Genomic DNA, 25455 nt, shown 5'->3' with positions numbered 1-25455 from the left:
TTCAAATATGGTTGGATGATGATTTTGGCTGCCATGCTCTTACTTGCCGGAGCATGCGCCAAAAAAGAGCCCGCTCCGCAGACGAAAGTGGAAACACCGCCTGGCGATACAGTCGTTAAGCCGCCATCGGGGGATTTGGCGCCGCTTGATAAACGGGTGAAAATATTGATTGCAGAAGACGGTGCGGCTTCCGGAGCAGGGTTCTACATCGCGAAGGAAAAAGGGTATTTTGAAGACTATAATATCGAAGTCGATTTTGCGGATTTCGCTAATAGCGATGACATGCTGCCGGCCCTTGCCGCTGGAGAAGTCGACATAGCGGGCGGTGTCTCCACCGCATCATTCTTCAACGCGATTGCGCAAGGCATCGACGTTCGGATCATTGCCGATAAAGGGCATAATATGCCGGGGAAATCGTATTTCACCTTTGTCATCGGTAACCATATGGTAGATGAAATTAAGGATTATCCTGATTTCAAAGGGAAGAAGATCGCAGTGTCTTCCAGAAACTCGATTGATGGATATATTTATGAGGAAATGCTGAAACATGCTGGCTTGACGGAAGATGACGTCGAATACGTTCATATCGCGGATTTTAGTTCAATGCTAGGCGCAATTGACGCAGGAACAATCGATGCGGCATTGAACATCGAACCGCTTATTGCGCAAGGAGTCGCGAACGGTTTCCATGTCCGCTTTAAAGATGCAACCGATTATGCGCCTGAATCGCAGATTGCCATGGTTCTCGCTTCGCCGAAGTTCATGGGCGAGGAGGAAATCTCCCTCCGCTTCATGGCCGCTTATTTGAAAGGTGTCCGGGATTACAATGATGCCTTCTTCAAAGATATCAACAAGGACGAAATCGTCGACATCATGGTGAAGCATACGGCTTTGAAAGATCCTGCATTGTGGGATAAAGTGAATGTCACCGGTCTTGATCCGGATGGAAAAATGTTCGTCGATGATATTAAAAAGCAATACGAAACGTATAAAGCGAATGGAGCAATCCTCGGTGACATCGATTTCGATAAAGCAGTGGATACATCACTGGCAGAAGAAGCGGTGGAGGTCATCGGAACGTATAAATAAAAGAAAAAATGCCCCTTCCATGCTGAGAACCTAAAAGGAGTGAAACCACATGGGATATTTCCCACTCGAAGGGACACCCAGTCCACAATCCCCTCCTCCAACATTCATACCATCTAAACCTTCTGTGTCCTATATCGTCGACTGTCTATATCAAAACACTTATGTATGGCTTATCAATGGCAGCCAATTTTGGTTTTATCCTACACGTGTGGAATTTGGTGAAGTATCCGGATATAGGTGGAACGGTGCCTACTGGCAATTTTATGGCATTGACCCAAGATTTATTGATGCTGTTGCCTGTTATCCTACTCCGACCCTTTACTAAATTCCAAAAAGCCTTATGGTAATTAAATACCACAAGGCTTTTTCCTTTTTGCTGTTACTTAATGTTTTCTATCCATCAATTGATCTCGTCGCTACACAACGGGCATTTTTTTCTTTGCTATGGATGTCTGATAACTATGCAGCCCCATACCGATAATAATCACCACTATACCGATCAAAGAAAGAGCGCCAGGCAATGCAATATGTAGAATGAGCATTTCCCCGATCATCGCAAAAATGAGCTCTGTCGATTGGGTCGCTTCCACCGCAGCGAGCTTGCCTTGGTCATGTTGGACGAGGTCGGTAGCCATGAAGAACAGCGTTGTCGCAATGACTCCCGAGCTGACTGCGACAATTAACGACTGGATGACCTGATTCATGGAAGGCGGTCCGACAGTGAACATCGCGTAAACAGCAAAACCGATCCAAACCGGAATCGTCATCAACGTCATTGCTAGCACTCTTTGAAAAGTATCGAGCTTTCCTTGCAATAAATCCATCATCTTCCTATTGCCTAAAGGATAGGCGAAGGCAGCAATCAGCACCGGAAAAATACCGAGCGACAGCGTACGCACATCGACACTTTTCGCATTCGGAATTTGAATAAGGATGACGCCAACCAAAATGATCAATGAAATGGCTAATGAAACTAATGGGATCCGTTGCCGAATTCTCTTTTCCCCTTTATTCGTCTTCACGACAATTATGAACAACGGCGCCAACAGAACACCCGCCACAATCGTCAATTGCCATGTCCCCGCAAGCAGCCAACCTGGGCTATACGCAGCGGAAAAAGTGAGGGGTGCATAAAAGAGTACGAACGCAACGACGCTCCAAACGAAAAAGGGAAGGGGCTTCGCGGCCATTGCCTTGCCTGTATCCCGCAGCCCTTTCCGATAAGCCACGATGGCAATCAAAAACGGGACCATGAAGAAATAACGGAGAGAGGCGCTCCATAACCAGCTGCCTCCCGAAATTTCCATTGACCGATTCAACACGAATGTCACTGCGAAAAACAGAGATGACAGTATACCAATCCAAATAGCCTTCACAGTGACGTCCCCCTTATGCGCGTTCTTCGAAGAGTTTTACAGCTTCAATGATGACATTCGTCGCCTTCTCCATATTGTCGACGGAAATATATTCGTATTTCCCATGGTAATTCTCGCCGCCCGTGAAAATGTTAGGTGTCGGCATGCCCATATACGATAGTTGCGACCCGTCAGTACCGCCTCGCACCGGCACGATATCCGGCTTAATGTCGAGTACTTTGAATGCGTCCGAAATGATATCGACGATTTCCATGACCGGCTCGATTTTCTCGCCCATATTGAAATATTGGTCGTTGAGATCAAGTTCGACAGCATGGTCGCCGTGCTCTTTCTTCAATTGCGCAGCCGTGTCGATGAACAATTGCTTTCGCGCTTCGAACGTTTCACGGTCGAAGTAGCGGATAATATAATGCAGCTCGGTCTTCTCAACTGAACCGCTCACATCCATCAAATGAACGAACCCTTCATAGCCATCCGTCACTTGCGGGATTTCATCCGCTGGCATCGCCGCTTGGAATTGGTTTGCAATCAGGATCGAATTCACCATTTTGTCCTTCGCAGATCCCGGATGCACATTCGTTCCGTGGAACGTCACTTTCGCTCCGGCCGCATTGAAGCTTTCATATTGCAATTCGCCAAGCGGTCCGCCATCCATTGTGTATGCATATTTCGCACCAAATGCTTCCACATCGAATTTATGCGGCCCGCGCCCGATCTCTTCATCAGGTGTGAAAGCGACACGCAATTTTCCGTGTTTGACTTCAGGGTGTTGAATCAAATACTCCATCGCTGTCATGATTTCGGCAATTCCGGCTTTATTGTCAGCACCTAACAAAGTCGTGCCGTCTGTTGTGATGAGTGTATGGCCGATGTAATTTTTCAACTCTGGGAATGTATCCACAGACATGACAGTTGATGCATTCAACTGGATATCATTGCCGTCGTAATTGTCCACGCGTTGTGGATTCACGTTTTTACCCGTATAGTCTGTCGCAGTGTCGACGTGCGCCAAGAAGCCGATTGTCGGAACTTCCTTCTCCGTATTGGCAGGGAGTGTGGCGAATAGATAGCCGTTCTCGTCTAGATTGATTTCCTCCATGCCGATGTCAGCAAGCTCTTTTTCAAGTACATGTAACAGATCCCATTGGCCTGGCGTGGATGGAGTGGATGTGCTGTTCGCATCCGATTGTGTATCGATTTTTGCATAGCGTGTAAGGCGTTCGATCAATTTTTCCTTCATTCCAAATACCTCCAGTTAATGAAAAGCATAGTTTCTTTTATCTTATCAGATTGTTTCGATTCACGGAATACTTGACAATCCGGCTGCCAATGCTTGCAGCAATGAAGATTTGCGCAGCATAGTACGTCACCATGACGAAGGCGTCCCGGTATGGAATGTCGACGATGAACCGGTCGATTGCAAGTACTGAATCCGAGAACATGAAGAGCAGCGCACCCGTAATGGCAAGTACCATGCCTGTCCGGATCGCCATCCATCCCATCGTCAAAATGACCGAGATATAGGCAATGATAGCCACCGTAAGAATGAATTCCCCCTTGGCGAATTGGGATCCTGCAATCCAGATGGCCATGGCGGCACCGTAAAGCACAAGCAAGATTGCTGCCCATAACGGCACACGTTTACGTCCTGCAGACTTAAAGGCGACGATGTAAAAAAGATGCCCGATGAAAAAGGTGACAAGACCGGCCATGAACCAATAGATGACGCCATCCGCAATCATGCAGACGAATAATCCGGCAATGACGATTCGTTTATACTTCGTTGATACGAGTGGCGGCGTCATTGCAGCGAACATGATAATGAGCGCCATCGGAATGAGCTTCATGAAAATCTTGAAACCGACCGGCTCAGGCGGGATGAAAAAGATATAAATGGCACCCATTATGATGATAGCTGTCAATACGATATTCCTCACTGCTTAACAGCTCCTCTCCTCCTGTTCAATTCGATGCAGGGAGGCGGAATTCCTTTTAATTGAGTGTCGTCAACAGTTTTTTTGTCCGTAGGATGTCAATGAAAACCTCGAGCGCCTTCGTTTGGAACGGTGTGTTTGTCACAATGGAAAATTGGCGGCGGTAGGGGAGTCCTTTCACATCCAGCACTCGCAAATATCCATTTTTCAGCTCCTTTTTAATCGACCAATGGGAAAGCAGGCTGATTCCGATGCCCGCCTCGACGGATTCCTTGATTGGCTGGGTGCTGCTGAAATCCATAAGCTTCGTCGGTGCAATTCCGTATTGCTCGAATAAATTATCCATCGCTTCCCGCGTACCGGAACCGTGCTCGCGTACAATCCAAGTCTCGTTCTCCAAATCAGCCATTTCAAGCTGTTCTTTCCTATATGTAAGCGGGTGGTCGGTTGCACTGACGATCACCATGGTATCCTCTGCAAAATCCTCTACGATGAGTCGGGCAGCATTGAATTTCCCTTCCACAATGCCGATGTCGAGCTGATGGCTTGCGACAAGATCGGCAACGGTCGCCGTATTGCCGATTGTCACTGTCGGTTGGATATCGGGATAAGTTTGTTTCAAATTGGCGATAATGCGTGGCAGCACGTATTCGCCGAATGTATAACTTGCCCCGATCGACAGTGGGCCGCTCGCTTTATTCGCCAGATCATCAACAAGATTTTGCATTTTCGTATACAATGCTAGAATTTCTTTCGCATGATGATAAACGATTTCCCCCGCCTTGTTCAGGCGGACGTATTTATTCGTGCGCTCTAGCAGTCTGGCTCCGATCTGCTCCTCGAACTGGCGGATATATTGGCTGACAGCGGGCTGGGTCATATGATGCTCTTCGGCAGCGCGTGAAAAGCTCTCTTTTTCCGCTACCGTGACAAATACTTGAAGTTGTAGATCCAAATCCATCACTCCTTGCAATCAATCATATCATTTTACTTATCATAGGCATTATAATAATTTATTTTACTTATAGCATATCGCATATTACGCTTGCATAGGAGGTGTACATATGAACGAAAAGAGAAGCATATGGATTGCCGGGATCGCTTTCACATTTTTTATTGCATTAGTAGGTTTTTTATTAGCGAAAGTCCCCGGATTCAATCATATTGGACAATTGGCGAGTGCCATCATCATTGCCGTTGCATACCGGCAATTTTTCGGTTACCCGGAAAGGCTTCGTGCAGGGATCACGTTTTCATCGAAAAAGCTACTGAGGCTAGCGATCATTTTATACGGATTGAAATTGAACATCGATGTCGTTTTCCGCGACGGACTGGGTTTGCTGGCGCGTGATGTGCTCGTCATTGCATTTGCCATCGGGCTTATGGTCCTTCTTGCCAGGTGGTTGAAGGCGGATAAAGATATTTCCATGCTGCTTGGGGTAGGGACGGGGGTATGTGGGGCAGCGGCCATTGCCGCAGTTGCGCCGATCATCAAGGCGAAGGACGAAGATACCGCAATCGGCGTCGGCATCATCGCCATGCTCGGTACTGTGTTTGCGATCGGCTATACAGTATTGCGGCCGATTGTGCCGTTGCTCCCAACTGAGTACGGCATCTGGTCTGGCATGAGTCTTCACGAATTGGCGCATGTTGCGATTGCAGCGGCCCCCGCGGGCGAAGATGCGCTTGCAATTGCGCTGCTTGCGAAACTCGGCCGGGTATTTTTATTAGTACCGTTATGCTTCATTTTCATTTATTTCATGAAGCGCAAAAGCAAGGGGGAAGAAGAGGGGCAGAATAAAATCGAATTCCCTTGGTTCCTTGTCGGGTTCATTGCGATGAGCTTATTCGGAAGCTATGTGCTAGGCCACTCGATTCCGGTATCTGACAGTGTAATGGCAGGAACCAGCACCGCAACGACTTGGTTATTGACGGCCGCCATGGTCGGACTCGGCTTGAACGTAAGCTTGAAAGATTTGCGGGAACGCGCGATGCGACCGTTGATCGCGGTGACAATTACCTCAGTCTGCTTATCTGTTTTAGTGTATTTTATACTATGAAATCAAGGGCGCCTTTTTCCGGAATAGGAAAAGGCGCCTTTAATCCCTTTCATGCATAAATTAGATATAAAGAGGGGAAGTATGGGTAGTGCTTACTATAGAAAGGTGATGAATAGGATGGGTGTACATCAATACTTTAAAAGCTTATCTGACTTAGAACAAATCATTCGTTGTCCAGGAAAGTTCAAATACCAGCAGCATTCCGTCGCCAGTCATTCATTTAAGGTGACCAAAATCGCGCAATTTCTTGGAACAGTCGAAGAGATGGCCGGACAGAAAGTGGATTGGAGAATCCTTTATGAAAAGGCATTGAACCATGACTACGCGGAACTTTTTACAGGGGATATAAAGACGCCTGTAAAATATGCTTCGAAAGAGTTGAAACAACTATTCAGTGAAGTAGAGGAAGAAATGACGAGAAAGTTTGTAGAAAAGGAACTTCCATCCGAGTTTCAAGCTATTTATTTGGAGCGATTTAAAGAAGGTAAAGATGAAACATTGGAGGGGCGCATTTTATCTGTTGCCGATAAAGTTGATTTGCTTTATGAAGCATTTGGTGAAATTCAAAAGGATAATCCCGAGCCATTGTTTATAGAGATCTACGAGGAAGCGTTAAGGACGATACTGTTATTTCAAGATATGAACTGTGTAAAATACTTCATGGAACATATTCTAACGGATATGCTCAGCGAACGTTTCACTGAACATGGAGAGTTAATGGGCATCGCGATGCGGATAATTGAAGAATGTAAAAGATAAACGGCATACATAAAAGTCGAACACAAGAAAAAGGGCACTCCGTGGTGGAGATGCCCTTTCAGTATGAATTAATCAACAGAGTAGTTCTTGTGGGAAACAACGGTGAGGTTGGATGCGACGCCAATACGGTCGGCATCTTCCTCCGAAATCTTTACGATGACGGAGTTCTCGAGAATCTTATGAATGGTACCGTTCACTTCATGATCATTGCGAACGAACGAAATCTCCTCATCGATATGACGAGCAGCGACAAAATCTGAAACAGGTCTCTCCCTACGTGGAAAAGCCAAACGAATCACTCCTACTGTTCATTCTCACCATAGATCCTAATGAAAAAAATTGCTTGGGCATGCCCTAAGCAATCGAATCATGATGGAAAACAACTAGTTGAAACCGATCCCTATCAAGTTGTCTACTACTAGTATACCATAAATTGTCGAACTTTGCAGAAAGCATGATTTGCTGGGTTTTTTCGCTTGCCGCATCTTGAGGTGGTATAAGTCGAAGGTCACGAGATGAGCATAACTTCGTGAGATTGCACCATAACCTGTATGAACTCGAGCATAACCTGCCCCAACTCGAGCAAAACACCACAAGTATGCTCCATAACACCGCTGAACTTGAGCAAAATATGAATCCGAAATCATATACGCTTGACATTATACCTAGAGGGGTATACAATCGGTGTTGTAATTAACGAGAAAGGAGCTGAACGCAGTTGGAATACGATGATAAAGTCGTAAATCGATTAAAACGGATCGAAGGCCAGATCAAAGGGATTTTACGGATGATTGAAGAAGGAAAAGATTGCAAAGAAGTCGTCACCCAGTTATCAGCTTCCCGTTCCGCGATTGACCGTACAATCGGTGTCATTGTCAGCTCAAATATCATTGCATGCATGCAGAATATTGATGAAAGCAATTCGATGTCCCAAGAGGATATTGTGAAAGAAGCGGTAGATCTTCTCGTAAAGAGTCGTTAACAGTTGACTCTTTTCTTTTAAAGGTTTAATATACCCCTACGGGTAATGGTAATTAAAAAGGAAAGGATGATCGTATTGTCAGAAACGAAAAAGACGACCATTGTTTTGTTCAGTGGTGACTACGATAAAGCGATGGCTGCGTATATCATTGCAAACGGGGCAGCGGCTTATGACCATGAAGTGACAATCTTCCATACATTTTGGGGATTGAATGCACTTCGGAAAGAGGAACAAGTTCCTGTGAAGAAAGGGTTCCTTGAAAAGATGTTCGGGAAAATGATGCCGCGCGGTGCGGATAAGATGGGCATCTCAAAAATGAACATGGCTGGAATGGGCCCTAAAATGATCAAGCATGTGATCCAAAAGCATAATGCGATGACGCTTCCCCAGTTGATTGAGCTGGCAAAGGAACAAGACATCAAACTTGTCGCATGTACGATGACAATGGATTTATTAGGTCTCGATCAAGCAGAGTTGCTCGATGGCGTTGACTATGCAGGCGTAGCCGCTTATTTAGCTGATGCACAAGATGGCAATGTGAATTTATTTATTTAATTAAGGAGGAATTAAGATGAATGAAGTGACAGTAAAAGAAATCGAAGCAAAACTAACTGCAGGGCAGGCCCTCAATCTGATCGATGTCCGTGAAGTGGACGAAGTTGCTGAAGGGAAAATCCCAGGCGCTCTTAATATCCCGCTTGGATTGTTGGAGTTCCGTATGAATGAATTGGATAAATCGAAGGAATATATTATGGTTTGCCGTTCTGGAGGCCGCAGCGGACAGGCGACAAATCTCTTGGAAAGTTACGGATACAAAGCTGTGAACATGGCGGGCGGAATGTTGGCCTGGGAAGGTCCGATTGAGGATTTTTTTACAAACAAAAATACCCCCGTGGGCATGAAGTGGGATAGCGCAGTAACACCGATGACCGCTGGAGAAGTCGCAAAGAAAGTAATCAATAAAGACAGTTTCTTCATTTTGGATGTTCGTAATGAAGATGCTTTTGCAGATTGGAAGATTGAAGGGGAAAACATCCAGTACTTGAATATCCCTTATTTCGAATTACTTGATGGCGTGGAAGAAATCCTCGATCAACTTCCGACGGATCAAGACGTTCTCGTCGTCTGCGCGAAGGAAGGTTCCTCGATTTTTGTTGCGGAAATGCTTGCCGAGGCAGGACGCAAGGCTTCCTATTTGCAAGGCGGCATGAAGGCATGGAGCGAACATTTGGAAACGGTGAAGGTGGGAGACTTGAAGGACGGCGGCGCGATCTATCAATTCGTGCGCATCGGAAAAGGCTGCCTCTCTTACATGGTCGTATCGAATGGAGAAGCAGCGATTGTGGATGCGACAAGAATGACGGATGTATTCCTTGATTTTGCAAATCAATTGGACGTGAAGATTACGAATGTGCTCGATACACATTTGCATGCAGACCACATCTCCGGCGGACGCCAAATTGCCGAAGCTGTGAATGGAACGTACTGGCTGCCACCGAAAGATGCAACAGAAGTGACATTTGATTACGAACCGCTGGAAGATGGCCGAGTCATAACGGTAGGGACATCGAAAATCGATATTCAGGCGATTTACTCACCAGGCCATACAATCGGCTCCACTTCGTTTATTGTCGATGATGCTTATTTATTGTCAGGAGATATTTTATTCATCGATTCGATCGGGCGTCCGGACCTTGCGGGATTGGCAGAAGATTGGGTTGGTGATCTACGTGAAACTCTATATAGCCGTTACCGTCAGTTGGCGGAAGATCTGCTCGTTCTTCCAGCACACTTCATGATCATCGAAGAGTTGAATGATGACGGAAGTGTTTCGGAAAAGTTAGGGACTCTGTTCGCGAAAAACCACGGCTTGAATATCGAGGATGAACAGGAATTCCGTCAAATGGTGACAGGAAACTTGCCGCCTCAACCAAATGCTTACCAAGAAATCCGCCAGACGAACATGGGTAAAATCACGCCTGACGAAGAAACACAGCGTGAAATGGAAATCGGACCGAATCGCTGTGCGGTAAGGTAATTTAATCAAAAAGGAGAAGATGAAAAATGAACATTACAAAACTATTAGACGCAAAAGGGTTGGCATGCCCAATGCCGGTTGTACGTGCAAGAAAGACGATGAAGGAAATGGAGATAGGGGAAATCCTTGAAATTCAGGCGACTGACAAAGGATCTATGGCAGATCTGACAGCATGGGCAAAATCCAGCGGCCACGAAATGGTCGACCAAAAAGAAGAAGCAGGCGTCTTCACGTTTTATATTAAGAAAGGCTAATAGTAGGGAAGGGGGTATCTGAGCAGATACCCTTTTCCTAATTAAGGAGGTTGGAACTTTTGGATATGACATTTCTTATAACGATTTTCCTCATCGGATTTATAGGATCCTTCGTTTCCGGCATGGTCGGAATCGGCGGATCGATCATCAAATACCCGATGCTGTTATATATTCCGCCAATGCTCGGACTTGTCGCATTCTCTGCGCATGAAGTTTCAGGAATCAGCGCGATTCAAGTGTTCTTCGCGACAATCTCCGGCGTATGGGCGTATCGAAAAAGCGGCTATCTCAATAAGACGTTGATCATCTATATGGGCAGTGCAATTTTAGTCGGAAGCTTCATCGGGGGATATGGTTCCAATTTGATTTCTGAAGGAAGCATCAATCTTGTGTATGGAGTCTTGGCAACGATTGCGGCCATCATGATGTTCATTCCGAAAAAAGGATTGGATGATATCCCGGCGGATCAAGTTGTTTTCGATAAATGGCTTGCAGCCGTGCTTGCCTTCATCGTTGGGATTGCGGCTGGCATCGTCGGCGCTGCAGGGGCATTCATTCTTGTACCAATCATGCTCGTCGTCTTGAAAATCCCGACGCGCATGACAATTGCAACATCGCTTGCGATCACATTCATCTCGTCGATCGGCTCGACTGTAGGGAAGATTATGACGGACCAGGTTCTTTACGGGCCGGCTGCGGTCATGATCATAGCAAGCATCCTCGCCGCGCCACTAGGTGCAAAAGCAGGACAGAAGATGAATACGAAAGTGTTGCAGGGGGTATTGGCGGTGTTGATTTTAGCGACCGCTGTGAAGATTTGGATGGATTTTTAGAAGGTCTAAAGTCCTGAAATGAGCATAACTAGTGTTAATTCGCGCATAACTAGCCTAAATTCGCGCAAAACATGCCTTAACTCGCGCATAATCAGCCTGAATATGCGCAAAAACCTCCAATACTCGCGCAAAACGAGAAAAAACAGAAGCCTCATCACGAGTGCTTCTGTTTTTTCTTGAATGAAGTGCGAATACGCGGCTCAGTCCCCTTAAGTATCCGTTTGAAGTTTTCAATATGCTTCCAGATGGCCATTATGAAAAGCAATACTGCAATCAGTATCGGCCAATAGCCTTCGAGCCAAACGGCCATAGCCAAGAGAGTAATATATAACATGATGACGCCGAAAACAAGAATGTCTGACAGGATGGCCACAAGAATGAATAGGATGAACCCGGCAAGTCCGAACCGCCAGTCGATGGCGAATAAAACCCCAATCACTGTTGCGGTACCTTTCCCGCCGTTGAACTTCATATGGAAAGGAAAGTTATGGCCAAATATGACAGCGGCCCCGACAACGAATAATAGCAATGTGATGGCTTCCGCCGGCAGTCCGAAATGTCCGGCAAGTAATCTTACAGCAATGACCGAGAAGATGCCTTTGCCAATATCAATCAATGCAACAAGTGCGCCATACCGTTTCCCGAGAACGATCATCGCATTCGACGCCCCGGCATTTTTCACTCCGGTCTCTTTCAAATTAACCCCCGAAATCCAGAGAGCGACTGTTGATCCATGCAAGCAGCCGACCAAATATCCACAAACTATAGTAGCTAAAATCCATAATGTCATAAGAATCCCCCACGATACATAGATTACGTTATCCTTCGCCTAAAGTAGGCTGGCAACCGCCTGAAACGATGCTTCAATCGCCTGAAGTAGACTGGCGACCGCCTGAAACGCTGTTCCAACCGCCTGAAACGAGCGCATCATGCGGCTTAACCTTGCTCAGAGCCAAGCACGCCCAGTCCAACTACTAAAAACTATTATAACACCTCAGATAAAGCGCAAGTTTCAGAAAAAAATAAATTCACCCCTTGACTTTTAAAAAATAGTCTCCTATACTGTTCAACAAGATGAAAAACTGAATACCCAAACTCTTATCAAGAGCGGCGGAGGGACTAGGCCCTGCGATGCCCGGCAACCGGCAAGTGACGAACTTGCAAAGGTGCTACTTCCTACAGATTCGTGAAAACGGTCTGAAAGATAAGAGGAGGAATAAGCGAAAGCGTAACCCTTCTCTTAGCGAAAGGGGTTATTTTTTTTATTCCAAAACCCCCAACGCCTCCGCATTGCCTTTTCATCTTAAAAAATCCACTGGAGGTAATAACAATGACAAACCATCAACTTCAACCAGAAACTCTTCTCTTACACGGAGGCCAAAAGCCGGACCCTGTTACAGGCTCACGCGCTGTGCCGATCCACCGTACTACCGCATTTGTTTTCCGCGACACTGAACATGCCCAAAACTTATTTGCCCTGCAGGAAGCAGGCAATATCTACACACGGATCACGAATCCGACCGTTGCCGTTTTTGAAGAGCGGGTTGCGCTTTTAGAAGGCGGGACTGCCGCAGTCGCTCTGTCTTCCGGAATGGCTGCCATTGCCTTTTCCATTTTGAACATCGCAGGAGCAGGGGACGAAATCGTCGCTGCGGGCAATCTATACGGCGGTACGTATAACTTATTCGCCGTCACGCTCCCTCGCTACGGTATCAATGTGAAATTCGTGGACGCGGACGAACCTGAGAACTTCCGTGCCGCGATTACAGATAAAACGAAAGCGATTTTCGCTGAAACAATCGGAAACCCGAGCCTTCAAGTGCTCGATATCGAAGCGGTCGCAAACATCGCCCATGAGAATGAAATTCCGTTCATTATCGATAACACATTCGCATCCCCATACGGATCGAATCCAATCGAGTTCGGAGCGGACGTCGTCATTCATTCCGCAACGAAATGGATCGGCGGCCACGGAACGACAATCGGCGGTGTCGTTGTCGATGCAGGGAAATTCGACTGGACGAGAGGCAAGTTTCCGGGCTTCACGGAGCCTGATGCAACATACCACGGTTTGCGCTACGGAATTGACACGGCGGGAGCGGCATTCGCTACGAAGCTCCGCGTCCAATTGCTGCGCGACTTCGGGCCATGTCTAGATCCTGACAGTGCATTCAACTTCCTTCAAGGGCTGGAGACGCTCCATTTGCGTGTGACACGCCATAATGAAAATGCTGTGAAAGTGGCTGAATTCCTACAGGCTCATCCGTCTGTGGAATGGGTCACTTACACAGGACTTGAAGATCACCCGACGTATGAAAATGCCAAGAAATATTTGAAAAACGGCTTCGGCTCGATCATCGTTTTCGGTATTAAAGGCGGACGTGAAGCAGGGCGCAAAGTGATCGATAATATTACGCTATGGTCGCATGTCGCGAACGTGGGCGATGCAAAATCACTGATTATTCACCCGGCATCAACGACACATCAGCAATTGTCTGCGGAAGACTTGAAAAAGACAGGTACGCCAGAGGAATTGATCCGTCTGTCTGTCGGGCTTGAGTCAACGGAAGATATTATTGCAGACCTCAAGCAGGCGATCGAGAAAGCAACACCTGTTGAAGTACGCTAAACGGAATAACAGCTAGCTGCGGGCGCCAGATGCTCGGGTCATAAGTCGAAGCTGCAGTGTGGCAAAAAGCGCCACTTCGCAGTTTCGCCTTATGCCTGTCGCATCTAAGCAGGCGCCCTCCGCTTTAGAAAAGGAAAGGGTGGTTTCATGCCGTCAATCAAAGTGGCCATACTCGGTTTCGGTACGGTCGGTGAAGGTGTCTACAGAATCCTGCAGGAGAAGCGGGAAGAGATTAAAAAGAGCACTGGTTTCACCGTTGATGTCGTATCCATCCTTGTGAAAGACAAGGCGAAAGAACGCATGCCGATTAAAGGCGCGCAAATTACTGATAACATTCAGGAAATATTGAATAACCCGGAAATCGATGTCGTTTTCGAAGCGATTGTCGGGGAAGAGCCTGCCTATACGTATTTGTCTGATGCGATCGAGAAGGGCTGTCACATCATCACTGCGAATAAAACGATGTTTGCAAAACACGGACCTGCTTTATTGAAACATGCCGAGTTCCGTGATGTGCAAGTCGGATTCGAAGCGACAACCGCCGGCGGTGTCCCGATTATCCGGACAGTGACCAATCTTCTAGCTGGCGACCGCGTCAAACGGATCCAGGGCATTTTAAATGGGACGTCGAATTTCATTTTGACGAAAATGCGTGATGAAGGATCCTCATTCAAGCAGGCGCTTTCGGCTGCACAGCAAAACGGCTATGCAGAGGCGGATCCTACAGATGATGTCAGTGGAACGGACGCTTTCCGTAAGCTGATGATTTTGAGTTCGCTCGCTTTCGGCCGGCAGCCTGATTGGGAGGATGTACCTGTCCTCGGAATCGATCATCTTGAGCCGGACGAAATACTCGATGCATCCAAAGGCGATCTTCGTTATCGTCACGTGGCGGATATTTGGAAAGACGAAAAAGGGAAGCTGCAGGCGGCTGTAGGACCAGTTTTAATAGGAGCGGATCACCCGCTGTTCGGCATCGATGGCGTCGACAATGCCGTCATTGTAAATACGGAATATCTCGGGCAGTTGACGTTAGTCGGTCCGGGTGCGGGAATGTATCCGACAGGGAGTGCGATGGTTGCGGACTTGTTGCATGTCATCCGCCAACACGAAGCAATCTTGGTGCCAAATTAAAAAAGTGGAGGAGGAATTGGATTCCCCTCCACTTTTCTGTGCCGTTAAACGTTTTCTTTCGCTTTCCTTCTTCTCGGCCGTTCACTCCTCGGTCGTTCGCTCTGTAATGCTTTGATCAGTGAAACGATCATGAGCAAAATGATGAACGAGAACGGCAAGGCGGCAATGATGATTGTATTTTGCAGTGCCGTCAATCCGTTTACAGAGAGCAGTATGATTGCAATAGCGGATTGGATGACCCCCCAAATGATTTTTACGCTATTTGGTGGCGTCAATGAACCGTACGTGGACTGCATACCTAATACAAATGTCGCTGAGTCTGCTGAGGTGATGAAAAATGAGGCAATGAGCAGAACTGCGACAATCGAAATGAGGATTGACCAAGGCATTGCATGGAACATTTCAAAAATCGTTAATTCAGTGTCAGTATTCGCTAAGTCCACAATCCCTTTACGCTGCATATTGATCGCTGTAGATCCAAAAGCTGAAAACCAGAAGGCGCTCAGAATGGTTGGCGCCAGCATGACGACGACCATGAATTCCCTGATTGTTCGTCCTTTTGATACCCGTGCGATGAACATGCTGACGAAAGGTGCCCACGAAATCCACCAAGCCCAATAGAAAATCGTCCAGCTATCAAGCCATTCCCGATGTGCATTGTTTAATGGGGCAGTACGGAAGCTCATTGAAATTAGATTGGCGAGATATCCCCCGATGGAGTCAGTGAACACATTAAAGATAAGCAAAGTTGGTCCTAAGATGAGGACGAAACCTAATAGGGCAAGCGCAAGTATCAGGTTTGTGTTGGATAAATATTTAATTCCTTTGCTAAGTCCAGACCAGGCAGATGCAACAAATAGGACAGTAACGACCGCAATGATGATCAGTTGTGACTTGAATCCGATAGAAAAGCCGAATAGGTAATCCAACCCTGCGTTAATTTGAACAGCACCGAAGCCGAGAGAAGTGGCAACGCCAAAAGCTGTTGCAAATACGGCAAGTACATCGACGAGAACGCCCCATGGCCCCTCCATTTTTTTACCGAAAATCGGCTTCAATGTTGCTGAAATTAACCCCGGTTCCTCTTTGCGGAATTGGAAGTACGCCAGTGCAAGTCCGACAATCCCGTACATTGCCCATACATGCAATCCCCAATGGAAGAATGTATAGCGCATTGCCTCTTTGAAGGCGGCGTCTGTATTGGGTTCGGCAGTAGCAGGGTTGATGGCATAGTGGGATAACGGCTCCGCAGCCCCATAGAAGACTAAGCCGATTCCCATCCCGGCAGAGAAAAGCATCGCAATCCAGGTGATTGTTGAAAATGATGGACGGTCTTCGTCCCGCCCTAATCGCACTTTGCCGAATGGGCTGAAAATGAAGAAAATGCTGAGCACTAGAAGAAAAGAAAGCAGAAGCATGTAATACCATCCGAATGAGGATGATACGAATGATTTGATGGAATTTGTGACGGTTTCAAAGCTTTCCGCCGCTATCACTCCATATCCAACAGCCAATATGATCAGGCCAATTGTTATATAAAATACATTTGATATTTTTCGCATGTTTCCCCCTATGAATAATGGATTTTTGAAACGACTACAAACTATACCAATCATGTAGCGGGAAAGCAAAGGGAGTAAAAATGTAAACACTTACACAAATAGCGTATTTTATTTTTTTATTAACACTTACAAAATGCATCCCAAAGGTGCCTAGTAGAAATAAAAAGAAACTTTCGAATTCGAAATCCAGCTCGCATTGAATAAAAAAATTGTGTCTTTTAGACTACGGCGCATCCCTGGTTTCAGTTTACCCTTTATTAAGGTTTTTAATCTTCATCCTTGATATCGCGGTCGGGTGGAATCGGTTCATTCAAATAGTCTTCGATTTGTCTTTTTACAAATTCCAGTTGGTTGAAATAGTTGGCGAATTGATCTTGATTGATGAAAAACTGCTCGCCGTCATGAACGGATCGAATGCGTCCTTCCCATACATACTTCCGGACTTGCTCGACGGGCATACCCAAGTATTCTGCTGTTTCTTCTATCGTCATATACATTTATAAATTCTCCTTTTATCGAAAAAAAGAGGCGACAGTGCGCCTCTTTTTAAATCAGTTTATCGAACTGAAGTCGTTTATTCAATTCAGCCATAATTGGTATGCCGACTGCCATGACGACGAACTCGCCGACCGCGACGAAAAGCCATGTCAATAAGAACGGAAATTCCAGCGCGATGTTCAATTCCCAAGCGATAAGGAACATCGTAAACGTGAATACCAATGTATTGAAAAACATCCGTTGGTATAGCCCTTTAATGAACTTAGCGGAGAGGATTGTAATCGATAGTGCAAGAACGGATTGCCCGACACCGAATACAAGATCGATCGGCCCAAGTTCTGAAAAGAGCAAGTTGGCGATAAATACGCCCAATACGACACCGACGATGTATTTTTTATTGAACACAACGAGATGATTGAACATCTCCGATAGACGGAACTGGATGTTAGTGAACCCGAACGGGGCAATCAAAAACGTCACAGCAACATACAACGCAGCGATAATCCCGCTCGTTGCCATCATTTTTACTTTCATATTCATTTCTCCTTAGTTTTTTTTCGTGGGATGGTTACGAACCACGCGGCAAAAAGCCTACCTTATAGTGTAACATAGCAAATTCTACCCTTCAATATCTTTTTCCAATTGAAAACGTTTGGAGTGCAACAGGCGGAGCACGACGAGTTCTCATACAAAAGTCCATTCTTCCACTTTAAATCTATTGAAACAAATGGGGCGTTAAGAACGTATCAATACTAGAAGTGTTGAATTGAGTACAAATAGGGGGATAGGGAATGAGGAGACTCTTACTGGGAATCGTTTGCGTAGCAGGTATACTTGGCGGTTGCACGGATCGGTCAAACAGTGATCAATCAAACACAGATCAGACCAAAGAAATAAACGAACTAAAAAAGCGGATCGAGCAAATTTCATCGGAAAAAGAAGCTCTTGTAAATACAATTGAGGAAGAAAGAGAAGCGCTTGAACTAGCAATGAATCAACAAGTGAATAATGATTATTCGATGATTGTTGCAAAAGATATTGAGAAATATCCGAAGACGCTTTATAAATCAACCACGTTGGATCTGGACGGGGATGGGGAAGATGAAATAATCGAGTTATATGTGAATGCAGGAAAAATGGAAAATGGGCTCTTTGCTTGGGATGACGGACAGAGCTGGTTGTTGGTCGTGAAAGACGGCGAGAAAACGTATCCGCTTTTTGATGAATTTGTTCAGAACGGCTCAATAGAGTTTAGTACAGGAAGATTTAACAAGAAACCAGGAATCGTAATGATTATGTCGTCTCATTCCGATCGGAAGGTGCAGAAATTCACCTACGATGAAAATGAAAATGGCTATCAGAAAGAAACCTTTTATAAGAAAGAAAACACGAATAATGTGGATAACGAGCCGGCCTCCTATGCCTTTTTCAACGATGCATTTGAATTGATGGACCTGGCTTTTGCAACGAAAACATTATCTGTTCTAGAAGCCGGTGAGGAGACGCATAAGGAAGAAGATGAAAGAAGGCTGATCATTGAGCCGATCTTAGCTGATGTTTATAATGCCCGAGGATTGCTGGAAATGGTTGCGGAGTTGAACCCGGAGCTGAATGTTTCTTTAGATGGCGCGATTGACCTGCTGAACAAAATGATAAAAATACCACCGACAGTTGAGCAGATGGATCAATTACGAGCCATTCATGATGTATTCAAAAGTATCGAAACGGATGAGCTTATCAGTAAAGGGGAGAATCAGATTCATCCCGATGTTCAGGAGAAGCTTCAAAGAATTCATTTCATTCCTTAACGAAAATGCAATTCCGAAGTGGTTGATGCTAAAATAATAATAGGATAAGCCAGTTAAGAATTAAGGAGAGAAGTTAAATGTCTACAACACAAATCAGAAAAAACATCGTTATCAATGCTCCAATCGAAACAGTATGGCCGTACGTTTCAACGGCGGATGGAATTGGCGCTTGGTTCATGCCGAGCGACATGGAACCGGTCGAAGGGAAGGAGTTCACCTTGCAAGCGGGTCCCTGGGGCGAATCGCCATGTAAAGTGACGGAAATCCAACCGCCGAACCATTTTTCATTCGTCTGGGGCAAGGATTGGCAAGTCCATTTTGAACTGAAGGAAGTCGATGGCGAAACCGAATTGACCTTCATTCATGCCGGCTGGGAGGATGGCAAGCAGACCGAGTTCGGCGAATCGCATGACATCGTTCGACCACGCATGTCCGAAGGTTGGGATGGGTTATTGGCAAAGCTGAAAAACACGATTGAATCAACAGCAAAATAATTTAGAGAATTCATACACCCTCCTTCGATATCATGATATATTCAATATATCGGGGGAGGGATTTTTTTGTCACAGCGCATTGCATTCATAGTTGTCTTATTAGGGGCGATGCTTTGGGGAACGACCGGCACCGCACAAACATTCATGCCACAAACGGTACACCCTTTGGCGGTCGGTGCCTCTAGGCTCGCTGTCGGCGGTTTCACATTGCTCATCATTATGCTTATTCTTCGGAAAATCGATTTTCGGAACTGGCCGTGGAAAGCGACGATTTTTTCAGCATTGGCGATGGCAATCTTCCAATATTGCTTTTTCACGTCAATCCGCTTAACGGGAATCGCCATTGGAACGGTTGTCGCAATCGGAAGCGCGCCGATGTTTTCGGGGCTCATCGAGTGGCTGATTCTCAAAGTACGCCCGACGAAAATATGGCTGACGGCAACATCGCTTGCCATTGTCGGATGTGTATTATTGTTTTCGAATAAAGAAGGGTTGGTTGTCAATCCGGTAGGCGTCACGTTATCCCTTTGTGCCGGCCTATTGTTCGCCTTCTATACGTTATTTAATAAAGAAGTATTGGAGAAAGCGGACGCGATTCCCTCAGTCGCCGTCATTTTCTCGGTGAGCGCAATTATGCTTATGCCATTTCTTTTCATTTTTGAAACGGACGGATTGTTAACGCTTCCCGGTATATCGACAATGATCTATCTTGGAATTGCCACGACAAGCGTCGCGTATATTCTGTTTTCCACCGGCTTGCGGCACATCCCTTCGTCATCCGCGGTGACGCTCTCACTTGCTGAACCGCTCACTGCCGCGATTTTAAGTGTGTTAGTCGTCGGGGAAAGGCTCGACTTTATTTCATGGTCAGGAATCGCGCTCCTCTTAGGCGGAATCCTCGTATTAACGCTCAGCGGACGAAAAGAAGAGGCTGCCATAAGCTAGGCAGCCTCAAGGTTTTCAAAAGACGCATAAATAGCTATAGAAACGCATAAATCGTTCCAATCACGCATAAAACGCCACAAAAGCTTATAAATCATTCCATACGCGCATAAACTTCCCCAAAAGTCCATAAACCGCTAAATTCGCTCATAAATTAAGAAAAGCACGCATAACGCCTACTCCGCCTTCATCCTCACATAAAGCCTCGTCCCAAAAAATCCTAAAATAATTAACAACGTCGCCAGTAAGCCGCCTTCCAATCCGAACGGTCCGCCCGTCAGCCACGTATTTCCATCTTCAATAGAAACATTATAAATCCCATGCGGAGCTGTGCCGCTAACTGCAAATCCGAAAACATTCCCTTGAAAGTAATTCCACGTTATATGGTAACCGATCGGCAGCCATAAGCTTTTCGTCGCGTCAAACATATAGGCGAATAAAATGCCGACCAACGCGATATTGACCAAGCCCAATAGGCTGACGTTCGGATTCGTGCCGTGAACCAAACTGAACACGACGGCGGAGACGACATAAATGAGCCATTTGGGATTCCCGCGCCTCTCCATCGTCGACATGACATAACCCCTGAAAAACATCTCTTCAAAAAAGCCGACGAGAATGAATAAGACAAGAAACGACAATGAGTACACTGTGAACTCGGGTTTCGTGAACGAATTAACCATGTCCACATTTCCGGAAGCCAATAGAATAAAGAAAATGACCGCGATCGAAACTGCCCCAAGCAGAAGGCCGAACCCTAAATCTTTCAACGGCCCACTGAAGCCCAGCTCTCTCAACGTTCCTTTATTGACAAAGCGCCATAACAATACCGTCGCGAGCATGCCGCCGACTGTCCCGCCGCCTTGCGTCAACAGGAAAATCCATGGGTGCCTGTCGAACGTGGCCATAATATCCATATTGTAATTTCCGTCTTGGAACGGGAAATCGGCGATCGCTAGCAAAACGCCTCCCGGTATCGCGAAAATCTGCTGCGCAATGAACATCGCTAAAAATGCTAAAAAGATGATCCATCCAGCGCGTACTTGGTTTGAATTGTTTTTGAACAAATGATAACCCCCTTGTTTCTAACTTAATGCTGAAAATAAGTTTCAAATGAGTGTATCTATATGCAGTTGCTTGGGGCTGACGCGCCGGATGGCACCGATTAAAAGTAAAAACAGAATATCCATTATGACAACAGCTATACCGAAAACTAATAAAGTGATCGCGTCCGAATCGTTTCCTGGCATATTCATTGAAAAAGACATGATGGCCAGTGTGATAAGATGGATGGCCGCGAAAAATGTGAATGTCGTATTTGTCCGATTTTGCAATGCCTGATCGCCGACTACTTTTACGACATCCTGCAATAAAACAAATAAGTAATACGCTGTGATCAGTTTGAACGCTGAAAGCAACAGAGCGTAGGTAGTCCAGCCCGTTGAAAGTGCCGGATCAGAGAGATTCACAAATACAGAAGGCACTGATACAAGCATGCCAATGAATCCGACAATCATCGCCTTTTTCGCCTTCGGAAAGACATCCACGAGCCTAGAGCATCCGGCATAGATCAAATAATAACCAACAGGGTCCATCAACAGATCGATCATGACATGAAGTCGGAAAAAGATGAAAAGGTATCCCCAAAACATATACCGCAACGCTTTATTCACTCGAAACCCTCCCTGTCTTTTCCTCGATGATTCGGTTCACGTCATCTTGTGTTACATACGGAAACAGATTGTAGTGAGCATAGTTTGTGAAAGGTTTTCCATCCGCTGTTGTTCCAGATATACGGATGGCGAATGCGAAAGGGTTCACAAAACTTTTTTCTTTAAAATCGACTCTCAATGTCACAGATTTATCCTTCTCTAAATGAATCGGAAGTTTGAGGGAATCCAGCGGTTGTTCTGTTTGTTTGCCGCTGATCGTGAAGAGGAACCAGTCTTCAATCGGTTCATTGAAAGGGAAATCGATCTTCTCGATTGCCAACGGCTCGGTTGCTCGGAATGTATCCCAACTCGAACCGTCATTGCTGCCTCCGCTGGATGGTTGCTCTAACGCTCTACTATCGTCATTCGCATAAAACCTATTTGGATGGATGATTACTTCCCCGATGGCCGCGGTTGATGATCTTCCGTCTGAATAAAACACGGCCATTTCATTGAATGACTGTTTCTCCGTATTATCGCTGAATGACCGTAATTTGACGGTTATGCTTCTCAGTTCTTGATGTCTAAAAGTGTCAATCGCATGAGGGGCGGTGGTATCCGTATAGAAGTAGTCACCTTGCGGAAAGCCTTCGACATCACCTAATCTTATGTAATTGATATGTGAGCGATCATTTTTATTCGCCAAGTAGTAGAAGGTGACATAGTTATGGTCGTTTTCATCCGTAGTCGTTTCAATATAATGATCCAGAAAAATAGGCTCCTCCAACTGGTTCGAATGTGCATATAATGAATTCACAATCCAACTGATTGCAATAAGTCCGAGTGCTACCCAAAAATAACGTTCTTTCACGTGATTCCTCCTTCCAACTTTTCCTTTGTCAGTATATTGTCTCAAACGGAAGGCGAGATTGCACCAATTATTTGGAGGAGGGGAGTTTCCCACCGACTCTCAGCAAGTTACCACCGACTTGGGCGACTTTACTACCGACTCTCGGCAGGTTACCACCGACTTTCAACCGAATACCACCGCTTCTCGCCTCGTTACCACCGCTTCGGCTCACTTTATCACCGCTTACACCGCTGTTATCACCGCTTAGAGTGAGTTTATCACCGCTCAACACGACTTTATCACCGTTCGCCCATTTTTTAGGCGTTTCTTTACAGCAAACGAGCGATTTTTTCTAGTTGCTAACTTATTTTCGTACAAAAATAAGTTTATCACCGACTCGCTACAATCCTCCTCCAATTTCAAAAGAAAAAGCCCTCTCAAATGCCGAGAAGGCCAAGAATTATTTAACCCCTGCAGATTTCTCCTTCAACCGTTCCAACTCCACATCAATTTGCGCAACATCAATCCGCTCAAACAGCGGCTTCACATCAACCAATGCTCTACCCCCAATTTGAATCTCATTCCATTCAAATTTCCTAACCCCCAACATCCTCCCGACTTCCTCACTCGAAAACGGCAGGAAAGGGGAGAGGAGCTGCGCCAAGTTGGCAATAATGTACACACAAGTCGACATCGTCCGCGCGCATACTGCTTCGTCCTCCTTGATCTGAATCCAAGGCTTCTCATCATCGAAGTATTTATTAGCTTGTCGGATAAAATCGAATATCGTTTCAATCGCTTCTTTAATATGTCCAGTCTCGATACGCTCGCCAACAATTCGGTAAAGATCCACAATGGTCTTTTTTATTTCCCCATTAATCTCCGCAACCGGCGTAACCCCATCATACGATTTCTCAATAAACTTCAACGTCCGGTTCACGAAATTCCCATACGCGCCCAACAGTTCGGAGTTATGACTATAAATGAACTCCCGCCATGAAAAATCTGCATCCCTGCCTTCTGGGGCGTTCGCGGTCAGAAAATAGCGCACTGAATCCGGATGATAACGTTCCAAAATATCCGGCACCCATACCGCCCAGTTCTGGCTCGTCGACAATTTCCGCTTCTCCAATGTCAAATATTCATTGGAAATGACACGAGTCGGCAATGCGTACTCTTTCCCGATTCCCATAAGAATCGCGGGCCAAATGATCGTATGGAAAGGGATGTTGTCTTTGCCGTGCACATAGTAGGAGACCGTATCTTCATTCCAAAACTCCACGAAATCAACACGGTTCAAAGCGGCCCATTCCTGGCTCGCGGAATAATAGCCCGTCACTGCCTCAATCCACACATACACTTTCTTATCCTCATAGCCTCTTACAGGAATACCGACACCATTCGCCAAATCCCTGGAGGCGGCTCGATCACGGAGTCCTTCCCGTAAATAGCGCTCGGATTGATGAATCGCATTTTCACGCCATCTTCCTTCGGTCTTCGCTGCACCGACATACTTCTCAAGTTCCTCTTGGAAAGCACTTAATTTGAAATAAAAATGCTCCGTTTTCCGCACAGTCGGTTCATTTCCACAAAGCTTGCACGTGCGCTCCGACAATTCAAGTGGATCTAAAATCGAGCCACAATTGTCGCATTGATCGCCGCGTGCCCGACTTTCGCAATGCGGACAAATTCCCTCGACGAATCGGTCGGGAAGAAAACGCTCGTCAACCTCGCAATACGTCTGTTCCACTTCCTTTTTGAAAATAAAACCGCGGTCCAATAACGTTAAAAATACATTACGGACGACTTGATGGTGAAACCTTCCGTCTGTTCGCGTGTAAATGTCATACGAGAATCCCAGTCTTGAAAAGCAAACGATGAATTCCGTATGGTAACGGTCCGCGATTTCCTTAACAGATACTCCTTCGGCATTCGCCCGGATCGAAATAGGCGTACCGTTGCAATCACTTCCCGAAGCGTAAAGTACCTTCTCGCCTTTCAACCGGTAATACCTCGCCAAAATATCCCCCGGCAGCAATGCCGTGATATGCCCAAGATGCAGCGACCCATTTGCATACGGCCAAGCTCCTCCGATAAAAACTGACATGTTCGACTCCCCCTTAGTTTTTGATCGCCTTCTACTCCATTGATTGGAGATGAAGGCTAGATTTGAAGTAGGTTTAAAGTCCCGAAATGCGCATAATCCATCAAAAGTTGCGCATAACTCTGCTGAAATGCCTCATAACTATGCTGAAAGTGCGCATAACTCCTACAAAATTCCTCAAAACCGGTATAAATTTGCGCAAAACTTTCTTGAGAAAATAAAAAACCCCGCCCCTATCGATAAAAACCGATAAGGACGGGGTCTATCACCCGTGGTACCACCTTACTTCGCAAGCAGCTCACACTGATTGCCTCCAAAAGTACGCGCCAAAAAAGCGTTATACTTTGACGTGGATAACAAGCGCCAAAACTCGTCGCATCCTACTAGTCAAAAGACGTTCAGCGCGCGGCTCAAGGATCATGTTCAAAAGTTTTGTCCGCTTCATTTCCACCGTCAG

27 protein-coding genes, 1 pseudogene, 2 riboswitches and 1 other annotated feature (1 of these 31 running past the window's edge) are annotated in these 25455 nt (G+C 45.9%); of the genes and pseudogenes, 14 read left to right on the top strand and 14 right to left on the bottom strand.

Annotated features, from left to right (window positions below):
- Positions 1–15 precede the first annotated feature (15 nt).
- Complete coding sequence (locus ACFPTP_RS18025; protein ID WP_465269812.1) at positions 16–1089, top strand: ABC transporter substrate-binding protein; 1074 nt, start codon at positions 16–18, stop codon at positions 1087–1089.
- A 416-nt stretch (positions 1090–1505) separates the two neighbouring features.
- Here ACFPTP_RS18025 and ACFPTP_RS18020 read toward each other — a convergent pair whose 3' ends face one another.
- The 4 genes from ACFPTP_RS18020 to ACFPTP_RS18005 are packed head-to-tail and all read right to left on the bottom strand — an operon-like array spanning position 1506 to position 5354.
- On the bottom strand, positions 1506–2465 hold the full coding sequence (locus tag ACFPTP_RS18020; RefSeq protein ID WP_381447701.1) for a DMT family transporter: 960 nt from the start codon (positions 2463–2465) through the stop codon (positions 1506–1508).
- A gap of 13 nt (positions 2466–2478) precedes the next feature.
- Positions 2479–3705, bottom strand: a complete 1227-nt coding sequence (gene pepT, locus ACFPTP_RS18015; protein WP_381447698.1) for a peptidase T — start codon at positions 3703–3705, stop codon at positions 2479–2481.
- A gap of 37 nt (positions 3706–3742) precedes the next feature.
- The gene (locus ACFPTP_RS18010) at positions 3743–4402 is read right to left on the bottom strand and encodes a lysoplasmalogenase (protein ID WP_381447696.1); all 660 of its coding nucleotides are present in this window, start codon (positions 4400–4402) and stop codon (positions 3743–3745) included.
- Between the two features lie 55 nt (positions 4403–4457).
- Positions 4458–5354, bottom strand: coding sequence for a LysR family transcriptional regulator (locus tag ACFPTP_RS18005; RefSeq protein ID WP_381447694.1), 897 nt, complete (start codon positions 5352–5354; stop codon positions 4458–4460).
- Positions 5355–5463: 109 nt separating this feature from the next.
- On the opposite strand from ACFPTP_RS18005, the gene ACFPTP_RS18000 reads away from it, so the two are divergent.
- Positions 5464–6459: a YeiH family protein gene (locus ACFPTP_RS18000; RefSeq protein ID WP_381447692.1), complete on the top strand. Its 996-nt coding sequence runs from the start codon at positions 5464–5466 to the stop codon at positions 6457–6459.
- Positions 6460–6576: 117 nt separating this feature from the next.
- On the top strand, positions 6577–7218 hold the full coding sequence (locus ACFPTP_RS17995; RefSeq protein ID WP_381447690.1) for an HD domain-containing protein: 642 nt from the start codon (positions 6577–6579) through the stop codon (positions 7216–7218).
- A 68-nt stretch (positions 7219–7286) separates the two neighbouring features.
- On the opposite strand, the gene ACFPTP_RS17990 is transcribed toward ACFPTP_RS17995, so the two are convergent.
- Entirely contained in the window at positions 7287–7517 is a 231-nt protein-coding gene (locus ACFPTP_RS17990; RefSeq protein ID WP_381447688.1) for a DUF2187 family protein, read from the bottom strand.
- 419 nt (positions 7518–7936) lie between these two features.
- Here ACFPTP_RS17990 and ACFPTP_RS17985 point away from each other — a divergent pair, with 419 nt between their 5' ends.
- From ACFPTP_RS17985 to ACFPTP_RS17960, 6 genes and pseudogenes are all read left to right on the top strand, one after another.
- Positions 7937–8200, top strand: coding sequence for a metal-sensitive transcriptional regulator (locus ACFPTP_RS17985; protein ID WP_381447686.1), 264 nt, complete (start codon positions 7937–7939; stop codon positions 8198–8200).
- 66 nt (positions 8201–8266) lie between these two features.
- Complete coding sequence (locus ACFPTP_RS17980; protein ID WP_381447684.1) at positions 8267–8755, top strand: DsrE/DsrF/DrsH-like family protein; 489 nt, start codon at positions 8267–8269, stop codon at positions 8753–8755.
- Between the two features lie 16 nt (positions 8756–8771).
- A pseudogene (locus ACFPTP_RS17975) lies at positions 8772–9041 on the top strand (rhodanese-like domain-containing protein); the annotation flags it as partial.
- An 84-nt stretch (positions 9042–9125) separates the two neighbouring features.
- Positions 9126–10238 carry an MBL fold metallo-hydrolase gene (locus ACFPTP_RS17970; RefSeq protein ID WP_381447779.1) on the top strand — a complete coding sequence of 371 codons (1113 nt, stop codon included), beginning with the start codon at positions 9126–9128 and terminating at the stop codon, positions 10236–10238.
- 26 nt (positions 10239–10264) lie between these two features.
- Positions 10265–10492: a sulfurtransferase TusA family protein gene (locus tag ACFPTP_RS17965; protein WP_381447682.1), complete on the top strand. Its 228-nt coding sequence runs from the start codon at positions 10265–10267 to the stop codon at positions 10490–10492.
- Positions 10493–10557: 65 nt separating this feature from the next.
- A complete protein-coding gene (locus tag ACFPTP_RS17960) occupies positions 10558–11325 on the top strand; it encodes a sulfite exporter TauE/SafE family protein (RefSeq protein ID WP_381447776.1) in 768 nt (255 codons plus the stop codon).
- Between the two features lie 154 nt (positions 11326–11479).
- On the opposite strand, the gene ACFPTP_RS17955 is transcribed toward ACFPTP_RS17960, so the two are convergent.
- Positions 11480–12115, bottom strand: a complete 636-nt coding sequence (locus ACFPTP_RS17955) for a glycerol-3-phosphate acyltransferase (RefSeq protein ID WP_381447680.1) — start codon at positions 12113–12115, stop codon at positions 11480–11482.
- A 305-nt stretch (positions 12116–12420) separates the two neighbouring features.
- A riboswitch (SAM riboswitch) is annotated at positions 12421–12536 on the top strand.
- Positions 12537–12655: 119 nt separating this feature from the next.
- On the opposite strand from ACFPTP_RS17955, the gene ACFPTP_RS17950 reads away from it, so the two are divergent.
- Both ACFPTP_RS17950 and ACFPTP_RS17945 read left to right on the top strand, forming a co-directional pair.
- The gene (locus ACFPTP_RS17950) at positions 12656–13954 is read left to right on the top strand and encodes an O-acetylhomoserine aminocarboxypropyltransferase/cysteine synthase family protein (protein WP_381447678.1); all 1299 of its coding nucleotides are present in this window, start codon (positions 12656–12658) and stop codon (positions 13952–13954) included.
- 147 nt (positions 13955–14101) lie between these two features.
- On the top strand, positions 14102–15088 hold the full coding sequence (locus tag ACFPTP_RS17945; protein ID WP_381447675.1) for a homoserine dehydrogenase: 987 nt from the start codon (positions 14102–14104) through the stop codon (positions 15086–15088).
- A 44-nt stretch (positions 15089–15132) separates the two neighbouring features.
- On the opposite strand, the gene ACFPTP_RS17940 is transcribed toward ACFPTP_RS17945, so the two are convergent.
- From ACFPTP_RS17940 to ACFPTP_RS17930, 3 genes are all read right to left on the bottom strand, one after another.
- On the bottom strand, positions 15133–16650 hold the full coding sequence (locus tag ACFPTP_RS17940) for a glycine betaine uptake BCCT transporter (protein WP_381447672.1): 1518 nt from the start codon (positions 16648–16650) through the stop codon (positions 15133–15135).
- 266 nt (positions 16651–16916) lie between these two features.
- Positions 16917–17147, bottom strand: coding sequence for a helix-turn-helix domain-containing protein (locus ACFPTP_RS17935; protein WP_381447670.1), 231 nt, complete (start codon positions 17145–17147; stop codon positions 16917–16919).
- Between the two features lie 49 nt (positions 17148–17196).
- Positions 17197–17682, bottom strand: a complete 486-nt coding sequence (locus ACFPTP_RS17930) for a QueT transporter family protein (RefSeq protein WP_381447667.1) — start codon at positions 17680–17682, stop codon at positions 17197–17199.
- A 6-nt stretch (positions 17683–17688) separates the two neighbouring features.
- Positions 17689–17733, bottom strand: a riboswitch (PreQ1 riboswitch).
- A 206-nt stretch (positions 17734–17939) separates the two neighbouring features.
- Here ACFPTP_RS17930 and ACFPTP_RS17925 point away from each other — a divergent pair.
- The 3 genes from ACFPTP_RS17925 to ACFPTP_RS17915 all read left to right on the top strand — a co-directional run bounded on the left by ACFPTP_RS17925 (position 17940) and on the right by ACFPTP_RS17915 (position 20395).
- Positions 17940–18956, top strand: a complete 1017-nt coding sequence (locus ACFPTP_RS17925) for a hypothetical protein (protein WP_381447665.1) — start codon at positions 17940–17942, stop codon at positions 18954–18956.
- Between the two features lie 77 nt (positions 18957–19033).
- Entirely contained in the window at positions 19034–19450 is a 417-nt protein-coding gene (locus ACFPTP_RS17920) for an SRPBCC family protein (RefSeq protein ID WP_381447663.1), read from the top strand.
- 66 nt (positions 19451–19516) lie between these two features.
- Positions 19517–20395 carry a DMT family transporter gene (locus ACFPTP_RS17915; RefSeq protein ID WP_381447661.1) on the top strand — a complete coding sequence of 293 codons (879 nt, stop codon included), beginning with the start codon at positions 19517–19519 and terminating at the stop codon, positions 20393–20395.
- A 173-nt stretch (positions 20396–20568) separates the two neighbouring features.
- Here the strand turns inward: ACFPTP_RS17915 and ACFPTP_RS17910 are convergent, their stop codons facing one another.
- The 5 genes from ACFPTP_RS17910 to metG form a co-directional block, all read right to left on the bottom strand.
- Positions 20569–21459, bottom strand: a complete 891-nt coding sequence (locus tag ACFPTP_RS17910) for a CPBP family intramembrane glutamic endopeptidase (RefSeq protein WP_381447659.1) — start codon at positions 21457–21459, stop codon at positions 20569–20571.
- A 42-nt stretch (positions 21460–21501) separates the two neighbouring features.
- Positions 21502–22065 carry a hypothetical protein gene (locus ACFPTP_RS17905; protein WP_381447657.1) on the bottom strand — a complete coding sequence of 188 codons (564 nt, stop codon included), beginning with the start codon at positions 22063–22065 and terminating at the stop codon, positions 21502–21504.
- Positions 22058–22915 carry a hypothetical protein gene (locus tag ACFPTP_RS17900; RefSeq protein WP_381447655.1) on the bottom strand — a complete coding sequence of 286 codons (858 nt, stop codon included), beginning with the start codon at positions 22913–22915 and terminating at the stop codon, positions 22058–22060. The genes ACFPTP_RS17905 and ACFPTP_RS17900 overlap by 8 nt, the downstream gene beginning before the upstream one ends.
- Positions 22916–22982: 67 nt before the next feature.
- Positions 22983–23183 carry a hypothetical protein gene (locus tag ACFPTP_RS17895; protein ID WP_381447653.1) on the bottom strand — a complete coding sequence of 67 codons (201 nt, stop codon included), beginning with the start codon at positions 23181–23183 and terminating at the stop codon, positions 22983–22985.
- A 171-nt stretch (positions 23184–23354) separates the two neighbouring features.
- Positions 23355–25052 carry a methionine--tRNA ligase gene (metG, locus tag ACFPTP_RS17890; RefSeq protein WP_381447774.1) on the bottom strand — a complete coding sequence of 566 codons (1698 nt, stop codon included), beginning with the start codon at positions 25050–25052 and terminating at the stop codon, positions 23355–23357.
- Positions 25053–25246: 194 nt separating this feature from the next.
- Positions 25247–25455 (bottom strand) — a binding site (T-box leader); it runs 51 nt beyond the window's last position.

This window comes from Sporosarcina koreensis (assembly GCF_042655825.1).
Lineage (GTDB): Bacteria > Bacillota > Bacilli > Bacillales_A > Planococcaceae > Sporosarcina > Sporosarcina koreensis.
This window is presented reverse-complemented; position numbering and strand designations above follow the sequence as displayed.